This is a genomic window from Solirubrum puertoriconensis (assembly GCF_001483135.1).
Lineage (GTDB): Bacteria > Bacteroidota > Bacteroidia > Cytophagales > Hymenobacteraceae > Solirubrum > Solirubrum puertoriconensis.
On sequence record NZ_LNAL01000006.1, the window covers coordinates 444020 to 458662 of the forward strand.

Below are 14643 nucleotides of genomic sequence, written 5' to 3' on the forward strand. Positions count from 1 at the left end.
GGCCCCGTTCAGGTTTTTTGCTGAACGGGGCCTTGCGCTATTTTACAGTTCTACTTACGGCGCTGCTGTCGGTTTTTTGCGGCGGCTGCCTTGCTGGCTTTCGCGGTAGGGGAGGAGGCTCGTCCCTTCGAGGGGTTTATCTTACTTCCTTTTTTGCTGCGTTGCGGGCCATCGTAGGTTTTGCCGGTGCGTTTGTCGATGGTTACGCCTGTCTTCAGCCATTCTTGCTTTTCGTGGAAGGCGCCTTTGTAGTTCGGGTCAGCTTTGCGGCGTAGGGTGTCAAGCTCGCGTGCCATGCGTTGAGCCTCCTCGAAGGGTGTTTCGCTAACCTGCACCTCCGCCGGAATGGGCTCCTGCGGAATTTGCTGCTTCATCAGTTCCTCAATGCGCTGCACGTGCGGCATTTCGGCCGGTGTGGCAAACGTAATGGCCGCTCCCGTGCGCTCGGCCCGGCCCGTGCGCCCAATGCGGTGCACGTAGTCGTCGTACACCACCGGCACATCAAAGTTGATAACATGGCTTACCTCCGGAATGTCGATACCGCGAGCCGCCACATCGGTAGCTACCAAAAATCGCACACCGCCTTCTCGGAAAGCATCCATCGAGTTCAGGCGCGTATTCTGCCCTTTATTGCCGTGTATCACTCGCGATTCGCCCTCAACCTTGCGGTTCAAAAAGCTGAAGACGTTGTCGGCGGTTTCCTTGGAGCGAGCAAAAATGATGACGCGGTTGAATACCTCGGCGTCGGCCACTAGGTGTTCCAGCAAGTGAATCTTGGTGAGGAAGTTGGGCACCTGATACAGCGTTTGCTGCACCGTGGAGGCAGGCGCAGCCGGAGGCGTCACCTCAATCTTCACTGGAAATTCCAGAAACTCGGCACTTAGCTCTTCTACTTTGGGCGGCATGGTAGCCGAGAAAAGCATGTTCTGGCGCTTGCGCGGGATAATTTCAAGCAACCGACGGATTTGTGGCATGAAGCCCATGTCCATCATCTTGTCGGCCTCGTCGAGCACCAAGGTTTTCAGCTCTTTCAGCACCAAGTCGCCTTTGGAGTACAGCTCCATCAAGCGGCCCGGGGTTGCAAGCAAAATATCAACCCCCTGCCTAACCGCCTCCGCATGCGGCTTAACGCCTACGCCACCGTACACGGCTACAATGCGCAAATCAGTATAGGTAGCTAGCTTACGCAAGTGCGTTTCGAGTTGCAGCACCAGCTCGCGCGTGGGGGCCAGCACCAGCGCCCTCGGGTGGGTGCCTTGGGCATACTTTACTTTCATCAGCAGTGGCAGGCCAAACGCAGCGGTTTTGCCAGTGCCGGTTTGGGCTACACCTAGCAGGTCGTGGCCGGCGAGCAGCAGCGGAATGGCTTGTTGCTGCACGGGCGTGGGGCGCTCAAATCCAGCTTCGGCAACGGCCATGAGCAGCTGCTTGTTGAGTTTGAAATCATCAAACGACAGAGGGGCGGCGGCTTGTTCGAGAGTAGGTTCGGTCATGACGTTGCTGCAATTGGCAGGAGCAAAGGTACGCCGAAGTAGCGGGAGGCTCAGGTAAATAGCTGTTGAGAGGCGTATACGCAGAAAAAAAGTTGAGCCAACGCTTGCCTAGAACACCCTCGTGCTCTACTTTTGCCATCCAAACAAACACGGTAGGTATAGCTCAGCTGGTTAGAGCGTCGGATTGTGATTCCGAAGGTCGTGGGTTCGAGCCCCATTACTTACCCCAATAGGTCCCCGGAACTTAAGCTCCGGGGACTTTTTTATTGCCTTTGCGGTTTTACTCCGCAACTTCACATCAATATCAACTCCAGAATTTAACTGCGTATGAGCCTGGTCGTAATCGGCACGGTAGCTTTCGACGCTATCGAAACGCCCTTTGGCAAAACCGACAAAATCGTGGGTGGCGCTGCCACGTTTGCCTCACTGGCTGCTTCCTACTCTGTCAAGCCCGTTAAGATCGTTTCGGTAGTGGGCGACGACTTCCAGCAAAGCGACATTGCCATGCTGCAGCAGCACGGTGTTGATACCGAAGGCTTGCAGGTTAAGCAGGGTGAAAAGTCGTTTTTCTGGGCTGGTAAATACGCCAACGACCTGAATTCGCGCGATACCCTCGCTACCGAGCTGAACGTGCTGGCTACGTTCGACCCCATCATTCCCGACTCCTACCAGGATTGCAAGTACCTGATGCTGGGCAACCTTACGCCCCAAATTCAGCGCCTCGTAATCCAGCGCCTCGTAAACCGTCCCAAGCTCATCGTGATGGACACAATGAACTTCTGGATGGATACGGCTATGGACGACCTGCTCGAAACCATTCAGATGGTTGACGTGCTGAGCATCAACGACGAAGAAGCCCGCCAGCTGTCGGGTGAGTACTCGCTCGTGAAGGCTGCCCGCAAAATCCTAGCCCTAGGTCCGAAGTTCCTGATCATCAAAAAGGGCGAGCACGGCGCGCTCCTGTTCCACAAAAAGCAGGTGTTCTTCTGCCCCGCGCTGCCGCTCGAAGAAGTATTTGACCCAACCGGCGCCGGCGACACCTTCGCGGGTGGCTTTATCGGTCACGTCGCCGCTACCGACGACTGCTCGTTCGAAAACCTAAAGCGCGCCGTTATTCACGGTTCGGCTATGGCTTCGTTCTGCGTGGAGAAGTTTGGCACCGAGCGCCTGCTGAATCTTACGAACGAGGAAATTCAGGAACGCGAAAAGCAGTTCTCTGACTTGGTTCGCGTAGAAGAAGTGCTGGCTTAACACAACCTTGCGGCCGGGCCTAGGGTAAAAGAAGGTATCCGTTTACCTTCTAAACGACCCAACGCCATGTCTCAGAGCAAGAGCAAGCATAACCATAACAAGAATCAGTCTCCGATGGGCCCTAACGCTATGCAGCAAAATCAGCTGCCTACCGATCCGGAGTCGCATAAGATCAAGGGCGATGGCAACACCACCCAAAATCAACAGCAGAACTACATCACCGAGACGGGTAACCAGATCAAGAACAACACGCCCGGCGGCAATGCTTATGAGCAGCGCCACGGCAATACCAACAAGCCACGCAACAACCCGCAAGGCAACTGGCCCATGTCGGTAGACAAAAGCCAGAAAGGCCCGGGTCGTAAAGCCGACTAGGTAGCTTTAGCCCAAAAGAAAAGCCCCGCCAGTAACATGGCGGGGCTTTTCTTATGTAGTGGTGGTTGCTTGTAGCTGATGATTGTTTAGAAGCAAGCTTAGTTCACAAGCTTAAGGCGCATTACGCGAGTATCCACATCGCCATTGTGGATAAAGTCCTGCTCAAAGAGGATGCTGTGGTTGTCGAGCCACTTGGGCTGGCTCACACCCCATTCGGTTTGCCGCTCCCAAAGCAGGCGTGGGCGGCCGCTTGTCATGCTCCAGACCTGCAAGCCGCTAGGTTCGTAGCGAGCCAGCACGTCGGAGGAGCCGCACACAAAATGTTGCCCATCAGGAGCTACAGAAGGTGGGCTCCAGACAACCGTTTGCCGGCCGGACTGCTGATCAATCAGCAGGTAATATCCTCCTTCGTAAAGCCGTACGGCCACCAACCACTGACTGATGCTGGGTAGCGTAGCCACGTACTCGTATACCACGCTGGTTTCGTAGTTTTCGGAGGGGTTGCTTACCAGGCGAACGTCTTTGCCGTTGCGGCAGCGCAGGGTTAATACCCGACCTAGGCGCTTCACATCAGCGCCTGCTTTGCGTAAGCGCCGTCGTTCTTCGGCCTCGGGGTCAAACTCGTCGCCCTCGGCCGCAGAGTTGCTTGCCAGCCAAGGCTGTACGGGTAGGCGCTCGTATACCTCGCGTGTGCCGGGGTATAGCCGCAGTACCCTTGCGCCAAGCATCAGCGTATCCAAATGCCCGAAGCGGTATACCGGTGCCGGAATTGGGCGCTTGACGGTGCCAGCCGAGCCCGGCGCAGGCGACGGAAAGGGCGATGAACCCATGGAACCCGGCTTAGCACGCTCCGCCGGCTGCATGCGCAGCGTACAGGAGGTCAGCAGGCTCAGGCCTAGCAAGGCCGGCAGCGGACGAAGCGAGTACATACAGCGGATACGAAGTGGCGAAACAACTAAAAAGCTTGGTTTAGCCACTGGCTGAAACTAGCTTGCTGGGCGGCGGTAGCCTCGGGCAGTTTAGCCACCGTGATGCGTGGCCAAAAAAGCCGCTCCGTGGTGGGCTCCAGCACAACGGTAGTGAGTCGATCTTGCCGAAACACGGTTAATTCATACCGAGCTTGGTTGCTGCTCAGCAAGCTCTGCAAGTTGCCACTTGCGCGGCGGCCGTTTACAGCTACTATCTGGTCGTCGACGGTTAGTCCTCGGCTGGCCGGCGAGTTAGGGTATATATCGGTTACTTCAGTACGGTCGTTCTTTTGTACCGTCCTGAAACCAAAGCGACCCTCGGCAGCCGAGCCGTTCAGTTGTAGCATCAAGCAGCACCCAACAAAGCGTAGGGCTTCGTCGAGCGGCGTCTCGAGCTCGGCCGTGCCGTAAATGTGCTGCTCGAAGTACCAGCGCATGTCTTCGCCAACTACTTCGGTCACTATGTGTTGGTAATCTTCCTCGGTGTAGCCAATGCCGGTTTGGCCAAATTCCTGCCACAAGCGGCGCATTACATCGTCGAGGCTGCGTTGATGGTTGTGCAAGCGCCGGATGTGCAAATCGAGCAGCAAAGCCACCAATGCCCCTTTGTGGTACACCGACACCTTGCGGTCCGGAATACCGGGCCTGTATCCATCAAGCCACAAATCCATCGAAGCATCGGCCACCGACAGGTTGTTGCGGCCGTGGTCGTCGTAGTGCTTGCGCAGCACCGTGTTTAGCTCGTCGAAGTATTGCCGAGCTGTGCGCACATTGGCGCGAGCCAGCAAATACTCGCCGTAGTAGGTAGTGATGCCTTCGGCCACAAAACACGTACGGAAATAATTCTCGCGGGTGTAATCGTAGGGCATCATCTCAGCAGGCCGAATGCTTTTGATGTTCCACACGTGGAACAACTCGTGGCAGCTTACGCCCAAAAACTCCTTGTACAGCTCCTCGGTCATTAGCTGCTCGGCAGGACCTAGGGTAATTACCGTGGAGTTTAGGTGCTCTACCCCGTGGTAATGTTTGTAGGGCAGAATCTCGTTCAGGAAGTGGTAATCCGTAGCCGGGAACGAGCCAAACAACCGCAATTGCTCTTCGCTGAAGGCTTTGAAGTCGCGCACGATTACGTCCCAATCGGGCTTGGCCTCGTTGCCCTGCACCCACACATGGAAGGGAAGCCCACCAGCCTCGTATTCGGCGTGTTGCAGGGTAGGGGAGGCAATCAGCGGCGAATCAACTAGCACATCAAACGAAGCCGCTGCAAGCACATTCGGCCCCACTTGCTTCATGCCGCAGGCAATCTGCCAGCCTTCGGGCAACGTTAGCATAAGCTGACACTCCTCCGTACGGCGACCTTCGGCGTACATGAAGCACTGGATGCCGTTTAGGTACAGCTGGGTTTCATCAAGCCACGAGCCTCCCGCATCCATTTGGTGGGCGTAGAAGTTGTACTGCACGCGCACAGTGCGGCCTGCGGCATCGGCCACCTGCCAACGATCCTTCGTCAGCTTACGCAGCGGTAGCGGCTCGCTGGTGGCGGCATCAAAAGCCTCTACGCGCTGAATCTTTTGCCCGAAGTTCTGGATTTCGTAGCGCCCCGGTCGCCAAGCCGGCAATTGCAACTCAAGCGGTGCTACCTCGTTGGCAGGCACTGCAAGCTGCATTTGCACTTGTAGGTAGAAAGTGAGCGGGTTGGCAAACGAAACGTGGTACTGAATCATGACGCAGGGGAGGCACCTAAGTGCATAGCAAAGCTACGGCGGAAAAAGACAGCCTGCCCGGTATCAGGTGATTGAAATAGAACTTTCTGGCAACGACTTAGATTATTGATTGCCTTTTTGAATATAACTGCCTACCTTTGCCGGCCTTACATAACCGTGCCCCGTCATGAAAAGAACGTTTCAGCCTTCTCAGCGCAAGCGCCGTAACAAGCACGGCTTCCGTCTGCGCATGGAATCTGCTAACGGCCGCCGCGTACTCGCCGCTCGCCGTAAAAAAGGTCGTAAAAAGCTCACCGTTTCGGACGAGCACCGTCACAAGCGCTAATAGCCCCGTCGCACGGCTGGTTGGCTAAACTCTAGCTTGCCTGCTGTGCCCCGAGTTTTCATGCCGGGCGCGCGCGCTTACACGTTTTCGAAAGAAGAACACTTGTGCCGTAAAAAGCTCATTGATGAGCTTTTCGGCCGGGGTTCTTCTTTTGGTTTATACCCCTTGCGCATGGTGTGGCTGCCGCTGGCCGAGCCTACCACTGCGCCGCCCCAGGTGCTCATCAGCGTGTCGAAGCGCACCTTTAAGCGGGCCGTCGACCGCAATTACCTGAAGCGCCTGCTGCGCGAGGCTTACCGCCTCAACAAGCACTTGCTTACCGAAGCTGCCGGGGGCCACCGCGTGGGCCAACTGGCACTTATCTACACGGGTAAGGAAAAAAAGCCTTTCACCGTCGTGCAGAATAAATTAATTTCAGGACTGGAGCGTTTGTTACGCACCACCGAGGCTGGATCTGTGCCGAACAACGCAACTCCTCCGGCGGTATAAGTGTCTGTATTTTACAGCTGCTGCCTTCTATGAACGTCCGCAAAACTACCCTGGGTTTAGCTGCTGGTGCTGCCTTAGTATTCTCCCTTACCTCGGCCACCGACAGCGAACGGTATTTCGAAATAGCGAAGAACCTCGACATCTTCGCCACACTCTTTAAAGAGGTCAATACCTATTATGTGGACGAGGTACCGCCATCGAAGCTCGTAAAAACGGGCATCGATGCCATGCTGAAGTCGCTCGATCCGTACACGAATTACATTCCTGAGGACGACATCGAAGACTTCCGCACCATGACTACCGGACAATACGGTGGTATTGGGGCAATTGTAGTGAAGCGCAGCGGCAAAACGGTAGTGCAAACCGCTTATGAGGGTTTCCCGGCCCAGAAAGCAGGTTTGTTGCCCGGCGACGAGATTCTATCAATCAACGGTGTAACCGTTGAGAAGAAGAATAACTCCGATATCAGCAAGCTGCTGAAAGGCCAGGCCAACTCCACCGTAAAGCTGATGGTGACGCGCTACGGACAGGAGCAGCCCATTGAAGTCAACATCACCCGCGATAAAATTCAGGTGGATAACGTGCCGTACTTCGGCATGATCACCAACGATATTGGCTATCTGCAGCTGTCGGGCTTTACGGTTGATGCTTCGCGCGAAGTGCGCAATGCAGTAACCAAGCTAAAAGAGCAGGGGGCGAAGAAGATTGTCTTCGATTTGCGCGACAACCCCGGCGGTTTGCTCAATGAGGCAGTTAACATCTCGAACCTGTTCGTGGATAAGGGCCTCGATATTGTGAGCACCAAGGGCAAGGTCACCGAATGGAACAAGACCTATAAAGCGCTTGACGCGCCCCTTGACACGCAGATACCGATGGCCGTTATTACCTCGGGCCGTTCGGCTTCAGCGTCCGAAATCGTAGCAGGTGTAATTCAGGACTACGACCGCGCTGTGGTGGTAGGCGAGCGTACGTTCGGCAAAGGCTTGGTACAGGCTACCCGTCCGTTGTCGTATAACTCGCAGCTGAAGGTGACAACGGCCAAGTACTACATCCCGAGCGGCCGCTGCATCCAGGAAATCGACTACTCGCACCGCGCCGAGGATGGCACCCTAGGTAAGGTGCCCGACTCGTTGCGCACGGCATTCAAAACGCGTGCTGGCCGCCTGGTTTACGATGGCGGCGGCGTAGCGCCCGACGTGGAGGTGAAAGACAAGGAAGTGGCCGACATTACCCGCGTGCTGCTGCAGAAGAATTACCTCTTCGATTTTGCTACGCGCTACCGTGCCGAGCACCAGAGCATCCCGCCGGCTCGCGACTTCAAACTTTCCGACGCCGAGTACCAGAAATTCACACAGTGGGTACAAGCCAAAGACATAAGTTACTCCACGCCGGCCGAAAAAGCCTTGGCAAGCTTAACCGCCCAAACCAAGGAAGAGAAGCATTACGAAGACGTGAAAGCTGAGTTAGATGCCATTCGCAAGAAGGTAACCACCAACAAAGCCAACGACCTTACGCGCTTCAAGCCCGAAATTCGGGAGTTGCTTGAGCAAGAAATAGTATCGCGCTACTACTTCCAGAAAGGTCAAATCGAAGCCACATTCAACGACGACCCCAATATCTTGGCTGCCGTACAACTCCTCAACGATCAGCCACGTTATGCTACGCTCCTGAAACCGGGTGGCAAAGCAGCCAGCGCGATGAAGAGTGCCGGCACGCCAGGCAAGCAGTAAGGTTTAGCTTACCTTTGCATTCGAAAGCAGACTCAGCACTGAGTCTGCTTTTTTGTTGAGCTAACTAACTTATAATTCCTTGGTCGCAGTAGTAGTTGCCGCGAGGCAGCGGCAACACCAATCGGCCACGGTAGCCTAGCTCTGGTCGATTAAAAACAGCGGTGATGCCGCAAAACCCGACTGGTACTATCGATGCCCCTCATCCTCGCTCTTGAAACCTCTTCGCACGTTTGCTCAGTTGCCCTGACGCAAGACGGTGCACTACTTGCTGCTGCTGAGCTGCGACTCGAGAAATCACACTCATCGCACCTCACCGTGCTCATCGAGCAACTGCTGAGCAACGCGGGCGTTACGCTTGAGCAAGTTTCAGCCGTGGCCGTGTCCGATGGGCCTGGCTCGTACACGGGTTTGCGTATCGGGGCTGCTGCTGCCAAAGGTTTGTGTTACGCCCTAGGTCTGCCGCTGCTTGCCATAGGTACGTTGCCAGCGTTGGCGCACCAAGCAGCCCAGCAGGTACCTAGGGCCGAGCGTTACCGTTTCTGCCCGCTGCTCGATGCCCGCCGTATGGAGGTGTATGCTGCCTTGTACACCGGCGCTGGGGAGGAGTTACAGGCCCCAGCACCCGTAATTTTGGACGCCAACAGTTGGGCCGATGAGCTTGACCTAGGGCCGATGTTGTTTTTTGGCAGTGGTGCGGCCAAGTTCCAGCCGCTGGTTGCTGATAAAGTAAATGCCGAGTTCCTCACTAACGTGCACCCTTCGGCCATAGCCGTGGCACAACTAGCCGAGGTGGCGTATGCGCGGCAAGAGTTTAAAGATGTGGCCTACTACGAGCCTTTCTACCTGAAAGAAGTGTATATCACTACCCCGAACAAAGCGCTTTTGTAATGTGTATTGCATAATGAGCATTGAGTTTCGCTGCAATGCTTACTACTCAGTACCAACTACTGAATACTTCCCCTCATGGACGAAATCATCAACCGCGTCGCGCAGAGTGCCTTGGTTAGCTTCAACCTCGAAGAGTTGAAGCATCCCGGCGAGCGGGTCGTGTACGACATCAAGGATAACCTATTTCATGGCCTGATTTTGCGCGAAAAGGACTTCCGTGACTTCCTTAAAACGCACGATTGGAGCCAGTACGATGGCAAGAACGTGGCCATTGTCTGCTCGGCCGATGCTATTGTGCCCACGTGGGCCTATATGTTGCTGGCAAGCAAGCTGCAAGGCCATGCACATCGTTACGTATTCGGCAACCTAGAGGCTTTGGAGCAGGAGCTCTTTCACGAAGCCATTTCCGGCGTCAATCCCGAGGAGTACCGCGATGCTAAAGTGGTGGTAAAAGGTTGCGGCAACGACCCAGTGCCTACGTATGCTTACGTGGCCATCATGCAAAAGCTGCTACCGGTAGCAAGCAGCATCATGTACGGCGAGCCATGCAGCACGGTGCCGCTTTATAAGCGCCCGAAAGCTTAGCGCCTCATCTTTATCGCGCCCTCGGGCAACTCAGCGCGCCATGCTGAGCGTAGTTGAAGCACCTTATTAAGTGTAGCATGGCTGCACTTGTGCTTCGCACCGCTCGGCATGGCGTTTTCTATGCCCGTTTATTCAGTAATTCGCCGCATGAGTCAGCCTACCCTAAGCAAACCCGTCTACCGCATTGGTTTCTACACCGGCATTGCCATAGTGGTAGCCAATATGGTTGGTACGGGGGTGTTCACGAGCCTGGGGTACCAGGTGCTGGGCACTACCAGCGGTTTTGCCTTGCTGATGCTGTGGGTAGTAGGCGGCGTAATAGCCTTATGCGGAGCGTTGTGTTATGGCGAGTTGGCCGCAGCGCTGCCTAGGTCGGGCGGCGAGTACCACTATCTGTCGCATATCTATCACCCGAGCATAGGTTTTCTATCCGGCTGGATTTCGGCAACCGTTGGCTTTGCAGCCCCCACTGCATTGGCGGCTATAGCCCTAGGTAGGTATACCGCCAGTGTGTGGCCCGGAGCGCACGCCAATTTGCTTTCGGTTGCTGTGGTGGCAGCCATTACCGTGGTGCACCTCATTAGCGGGCAAGTGGGCAGTCGTTTTCAGGTGGTAGTTACGGTGCTGAAGATTAGCCTGTTGGTTTTCTTTATAGGAGCCGGATTGCTAGCCGAAGCACAGTCCTTTTCTTTTGCGCCAACTGCCGAGGCAGCGCAGCAACTGCTGCAGCCTTCATTTGCTGTTTCCCTTATTTATGTGTCGTATGCCTATTCGGGCTGGAATGCCGCTGTGTATATGGCCGGCGAAGTAGAGCAACCCCAGCGCCGTTTGCCACGCATTCTGCTCATCGGTACCGGCGCTGTAGCCTTGTTGTATGTACTGCTCAACTACGTGTTCTTGCGTACTACGCCCATTAATGTGCTGGCTGGCCAAGTCGAGATAGGTTTTCTCTCGGCTAACCAGATTTTTGGTGTAGCAGTAGGGCAGCTGATGGGTTTGCTGATAGCGTTGTTGCTGGTGTCAACCGTTAGCTCCATGATTTTTGCCGGGCCGCGCATCGTGCAAACCATGGGCGAGGATTTGCCGGCTTTGCGCTGGTTGGCGCACCGTAGCCGACGCGGGCTACCAGTGCGGGCTACATTGTTTCAAGCATTTCTAACGCTGCTGTTTATCGTGTCGGGCACGTTCGAGGCCGTGTTGGTGTACGCCGGCTTTGTCCTGAACTTGTTCACGTTTCTGACGGTGCTCGGCTTGTTCGTGCTTCGGTGGCGCCAACCCGAGCTGCCGCGCCCATATCGTACCTGGGGCTATCCGTTAACGCCGTTGTTGTTTCTGGCACTCAACGCTTGGACGTTGATCTTTCTGCTGCGCGACCAAACCCTTGAGTCACTGTTGGGTCTCGCTACGGTAATGCTCGGCTTGGTTATCTACGCCATCATCTATGCCCTAGGTGCGGCCAAGAAAGCTGCTGTAGAGTAGGGCAGCAGGGTCACTGTGGCCACTATGATTGCTGTACACAGGCCGCAAAAACACCTAAGGAATCAGCCGTTACTGTATCTGCCCGACGAGGTTTATTAACTTTCCGGCAAATCAGCGTTCGTATAGATAATGCGTGTTTCCTTGTTCCGGTGGCTATTGCCGGTTGTTGTTTTCCTTTCTGCTTGCTCCGAACAGCGTAACTCTGCCGTAGCCGAACGAGCCCAGCCCTCCGCTAGCATTAATAAGGCAACAGCTGTTTCTGCGCCGGAGCTGGCCGAAGCGCCTGCCAATGCGCAGCCAGTGCCTGCCGCACTGCCCGCCGATACCGCCGACGTACACGATGTGGCTGCATACTTGGCAGGGTTGCCAGTAAAGCAGACCTCCATCCTCCGCTCTTTTACTGACAAGCCCGAGTGGCAACGCTTCGCGGCCGATGCCGATGCCAGTTGGGCAAAGTATCATACCAGTCGCACTAGCAAGATCGAAGCATGGTCTAAGCAAGAGCTCGACAGCGTGCAACGGCAAAGCGGGGTAGTTTTCTATCCATTCAGCGGCCCCGATTTTCTTAATGCGGCCACTATGTTCCCGAACAGCCAAGCGTATGTCTTGGTGGGATTGGAGCCCGTCGGCTCAGTGCCAAGCCAATCCTCACTTAAAAGCCCTAAACTCTACAACGCCATCAAAACTTCGCTTTGGTCGGTACTAAGCTTTAGCTTCTTCCGCACCAACAGCATGGCCGTTGATCTGAAGTCATTGGAACTGGATGGGGCGCTGCCGCTGATTATGCTTTTTGCAGTCCGTACCAATCACCTTGTGATGGATGTGCAGCACCTGCACCTCAGTCGCGAAGGCCAGCTGTTGCCGGCCGATTCGGTGAGTACTGCCGATGCAAGCAAACTTGTTCCCGGTGTGCTCGTGAACCTGCGTTCTGCCAATGGGCAAGAAAAGAAGGTTTATTATTTCTCGGCCGACCTCAGCGATTGGAAGCTTGGCCAAACTAACAGCGCTATGCTGCGCTACGTGCGCAACCTAGGGCCGTTAACTACTTACGTGAAGTCGGCTACTTACCTAATGCACAAAGCTTATTTCAGCAAAGTGCGTAATCTTATTCTGGAGCGTAGCCAATACGTGCTGCAAGATGATTCTGGCATTGCCATGAAATACTTTCAGCCCGCCGATTGGCGCTTTGTACATTACGGCACGTACCGCAAGCCCATCCCGATGTTTGCCATGTACTACCAGCCGACGCTTACCGCGGCTTATCAGGACTCGGTGCATAAGCCGCGCCTACTGCCTTTTGGCACCGGCTACAACTGGCGCGTCAACGATTCGAACTTGCTGCTTGCCCAGCGCCGGCAACCGCTAAACATCTAGCACACTACAGCACAAAATAATGAGGCTAGTATAAAGAGGTATTAGGCTGGAGCTATGCAGATGAATAGTTTGTTAGTCAGCTTCGCGCTAACAGGTATTATTTATGGCCTTGCTAATGCAGATCTTTTGAATTTTGAGCAAGCAACGCAAGCGTCTCTTAGAAGGCCTAATCCCTTAGATAGCCTGCTGCAGAATACTCCGGCTTTGGCAGCGGTCGTACATAAAGCGGAGCAATACGAACTGCAAGTAATCTACACGCGCATTGAGCGCAACGCTGCTGGTGAGCCTCGCTTTCGGCAGTTCAGTTACCGGCTCAACGACAAAGCATACTTCAACCCAGCCAGTTTAGTCAAGCTGCCGGTAGCCATGCTCTCGCTCGAGAAGCTACATGCCATCCAGCAGCAAGTGCCAGCCTTGTCGCGTAACAGTATCATGGCAACCGGTGTGGCAAGCCGTTGCCAAACAGCTGTACCCTTCGCTACTTCGGCCGATACTAACAAGGTGGCTACTTTAGGTAACTACATTAAGCGGATGTTGCTGGTGAGCGACAACCAAGCATACAATAGGCTATACAAATTCCTAGGTCAGCAATACCTGCACCAGCGGCTTGCTGCTATTGGTTACCCCTCGGTGCGGATCACTCGCCGGTTTGCATCTTGCGACACCGCTGCCAACCGCTGTACCAATCCGATTACTTTCTATAGCACCGCCGGCAACCTGCTTTATCACCAGCCTGCAGCTTGCAATTCCAGTCCGCTGCGTCCGGCTTTAGGCAGAGTGACAAAAGGAAGAGGGTACTATCAAGCCGGTAAGCTTGTGGCTCAGCCTTACGACTTCACTACTGGCAACTACTTGCCATTGAAAGTTGTAAACGACCTGCTTCGGCAAGTATTGTTCCCTAGATCAGCTGATGAGGCCTTGGGCATAAACCTTACAAGTGCCGACTATGAGTTTCTGCGTACCTATCTAAGCAGCACACCTTCCGAGTCAGGGTTCATCACCTATGCTTCGCCCAAGTACTTTCCGGCCTATAAGAAGTACCTGTACTATGGACGCCAACAACAGGCCCAACCTAAGCCAAGCCTTCGTATCTATAATATAGTAGGTATGTCGTACGGCTACCTAGCCGATTGCGCCTACTTTGCCGACGAGCAGAGTGGGATTGAGTTTATGCTAAGTGCAGTATTGTATGTCAACAAGGACGAGGTAATCAACGACGGCCGCTACGAGTATACATCTATAGGTTTACCATTTCTTAAGAATCTTGGCCAAGCTGTATACGAGTATGAGAAGGCGCACTCACACGCTTTCTCGAACAGAAGAGGTGAGGCTGGCAAACGCTAGCAAGTTTTTTCAGATTATAGTAAACAGTATTGCAGACGGTTAGGTACTGGAGTGCCACTTAGTTGCAAAAAACAAGGTGGTGGTACTTGTATAAGACGAGCATAACCCCCATTTTTGCACTCCCAATCCGAAACGCGGTAGGTAAATTAGCTCGAAAGGGTTCTTTTTGTTGTTATCAGCCTCTGTGTTAAAGAGGGGAGCTGAAAAATAAATTTCGACTCTCCTCTTGCATAAAGCGAAGCGGCGGTGCTACCTTTGCAGCCCGCTTCGACCGGAGGCGGGGCAAGGCGGGCTTGGGGCCCGGCCAGCCGTCAACGGGGCGGCGAAAAAAAAGTTGCCAACGGGCTTGCAAATTCCGGAAAGCGCGGCTTACCTTTGCAACCCGAAACGAAAACGAGGCCGCGCTGGGCGCGGCGCCACGAACACAAGCGGTGTTCGCACGTTCTTTGAGAGAGTGGAGAAAACGACAAGGTAGTAGCCGCTGGGCGGCGCCGCGAGGCGCCCGGCAAGCGGCGAAGCAAGCGAATCGAACAAACTAATTTGGTCGGATGCGCCGTTCCTTCGGGGCGGCGGCGACAAAAGATTGCTAGGACAATCGCTGCGAACAGCAGCACACAA

General features: G+C 54.6%; 13 protein-coding genes and 1 tRNA gene. 11 read left to right on the forward strand and 3 right to left on the reverse strand.

What is annotated here, in order from left to right:
- Positions 1-50: 50 nt before the first annotated feature.
- Positions 51-1493, reverse strand: coding sequence for a DEAD/DEAH box helicase (locus ASU33_RS06710; RefSeq protein WP_059069517.1), 1443 nt, complete (start codon positions 1491-1493; stop codon positions 51-53).
- Between the two features lie 152 nt (positions 1494-1645).
- Between ASU33_RS06710 and ASU33_RS06715 the strand changes: the two genes are divergently transcribed.
- From ASU33_RS06715 to ASU33_RS06725, 3 genes are all read left to right on the forward strand, one after another.
- A tRNA-His gene (locus tag ASU33_RS06715) sits at positions 1646-1722 on the forward strand.
- Positions 1723-1820: 98 nt separating this feature from the next.
- Complete coding sequence (locus ASU33_RS06720) at positions 1821-2744, forward strand: PfkB family carbohydrate kinase (protein WP_059069520.1); 924 nt, start codon at positions 1821-1823, stop codon at positions 2742-2744.
- Between the two features lie 114 nt (positions 2745-2858).
- A complete protein-coding gene (locus tag ASU33_RS06725; protein WP_059069522.1) occupies positions 2859-3119 on the forward strand; it encodes a hypothetical protein in 261 nt (86 codons plus the stop codon).
- Positions 3120-3217: 98 nt separating this feature from the next.
- On the opposite strand, the gene ASU33_RS06730 is transcribed toward ASU33_RS06725, so the two are convergent.
- Positions 3218-4048 carry a hypothetical protein gene (locus ASU33_RS06730; protein WP_059069524.1) on the reverse strand — a complete coding sequence of 277 codons (831 nt, stop codon included), beginning with the start codon at positions 4046-4048 and terminating at the stop codon, positions 3218-3220.
- 26 nt (positions 4049-4074) lie between these two features.
- The gene (locus ASU33_RS06735; RefSeq protein WP_059069526.1) at positions 4075-5811 is read right to left on the reverse strand and encodes a M61 family metallopeptidase; all 1737 of its coding nucleotides are present in this window, start codon (positions 5809-5811) and stop codon (positions 4075-4077) included.
- 166 nt (positions 5812-5977) lie between these two features.
- On the opposite strand from ASU33_RS06735, the gene rpmH reads away from it, so the two are divergent.
- The 8 genes from rpmH to ASU33_RS06775 all read left to right on the forward strand — a co-directional run bounded on the left by rpmH (position 5978) and on the right by ASU33_RS06775 (position 14025).
- The gene (gene rpmH, locus ASU33_RS06740) at positions 5978-6136 is read left to right on the forward strand and encodes a 50S ribosomal protein L34 (protein ID WP_059069528.1); all 159 of its coding nucleotides are present in this window, start codon (positions 5978-5980) and stop codon (positions 6134-6136) included.
- Positions 6137-6181: 45 nt separating this feature from the next.
- Positions 6182-6625, forward strand: a complete 444-nt coding sequence (locus ASU33_RS06745) for a ribonuclease P protein component (RefSeq protein WP_286130425.1) — start codon at positions 6182-6184, stop codon at positions 6623-6625.
- Positions 6626-6654: 29 nt separating this feature from the next.
- Complete coding sequence (locus tag ASU33_RS06750) at positions 6655-8355, forward strand: S41 family peptidase (RefSeq protein WP_059069530.1); 1701 nt, start codon at positions 6655-6657, stop codon at positions 8353-8355.
- Between the two features lie 192 nt (positions 8356-8547).
- Entirely contained in the window at positions 8548-9243 is a 696-nt protein-coding gene (gene tsaB / locus ASU33_RS06755) for a tRNA (adenosine(37)-N6)-threonylcarbamoyltransferase complex dimerization subunit type 1 TsaB (RefSeq protein ID WP_059069532.1), read from the forward strand.
- A gap of 75 nt (positions 9244-9318) precedes the next feature.
- A complete protein-coding gene (locus tag ASU33_RS06760; protein ID WP_059069534.1) occupies positions 9319-9828 on the forward strand; it encodes a DUF2480 family protein in 510 nt (169 codons plus the stop codon).
- Positions 9829-9948: 120 nt separating this feature from the next.
- Positions 9949-11307, forward strand: a complete 1359-nt coding sequence (locus ASU33_RS06765; RefSeq protein ID WP_286130426.1) for an APC family permease — start codon at positions 9949-9951, stop codon at positions 11305-11307.
- A gap of 300 nt (positions 11308-11607) precedes the next feature.
- Positions 11608-12681: a hypothetical protein gene (locus tag ASU33_RS06770; protein ID WP_149867084.1), complete on the forward strand. Its 1074-nt coding sequence runs from the start codon at positions 11608-11610 to the stop codon at positions 12679-12681.
- Between the two features lie 60 nt (positions 12682-12741).
- Positions 12742-14025 (forward strand): serine hydrolase, encoded by a 1284-nt coding sequence (locus ASU33_RS06775; protein WP_160328145.1) that lies wholly within the window; start codon positions 12742-12744, stop codon positions 14023-14025.
- Positions 14026-14643 lie beyond the last annotated feature (618 nt).

What these genes read in the sequence shown, in the direction of transcription:
- ASU33_RS06710 (WP_059069517.1), bottom strand. Translation starts at nt 1,493, where the DNA reads ATGACCGAACCTACTCTCGAACAAGCCGCCGCCCCTCTGTCGTTTGAT.
- ASU33_RS06720 (WP_059069520.1), top strand. Translation starts at nt 1,821, where the DNA reads ATGAGCCTGGTCGTAATCGGCACGGTAGCTTTCGACGCTATCGAAACG.
- ASU33_RS06725 (WP_059069522.1), top strand. Translation starts at nt 2,859, where the DNA reads ATGGGCCCTAACGCTATGCAGCAAAATCAGCTGCCTACCGATCCGGAG.
- ASU33_RS06730 (WP_059069524.1), bottom strand. Translation starts at nt 4,048, where the DNA reads ATGTACTCGCTTCGTCCGCTGCCGGCCTTGCTAGGCCTGAGCCTGCTG.
- ASU33_RS06735 (WP_059069526.1), bottom strand. Translation starts at nt 5,811, where the DNA reads ATGATTCAGTACCACGTTTCGTTTGCCAACCCGCTCACTTTCTACCTA.
- rpmH (WP_059069528.1), top strand. Translation starts at nt 5,978, where the DNA reads ATGAAAAGAACGTTTCAGCCTTCTCAGCGCAAGCGCCGTAACAAGCAC.
- ASU33_RS06750 (WP_059069530.1), top strand. Translation starts at nt 6,655, where the DNA reads ATGAACGTCCGCAAAACTACCCTGGGTTTAGCTGCTGGTGCTGCCTTA.
- tsaB (WP_059069532.1), top strand. Translation starts at nt 8,548, where the DNA reads ATGCCCCTCATCCTCGCTCTTGAAACCTCTTCGCACGTTTGCTCAGTT.
- ASU33_RS06760 (WP_059069534.1), top strand. Translation starts at nt 9,319, where the DNA reads ATGGACGAAATCATCAACCGCGTCGCGCAGAGTGCCTTGGTTAGCTTC.
- ASU33_RS06765 (WP_286130426.1), top strand. Translation starts at nt 9,949, where the DNA reads ATGCCCGTTTATTCAGTAATTCGCCGCATGAGTCAGCCTACCCTAAGC.
- ASU33_RS06775 (WP_160328145.1), top strand. Translation starts at nt 12,742, where the DNA reads ATGAATAGTTTGTTAGTCAGCTTCGCGCTAACAGGTATTATTTATGGC.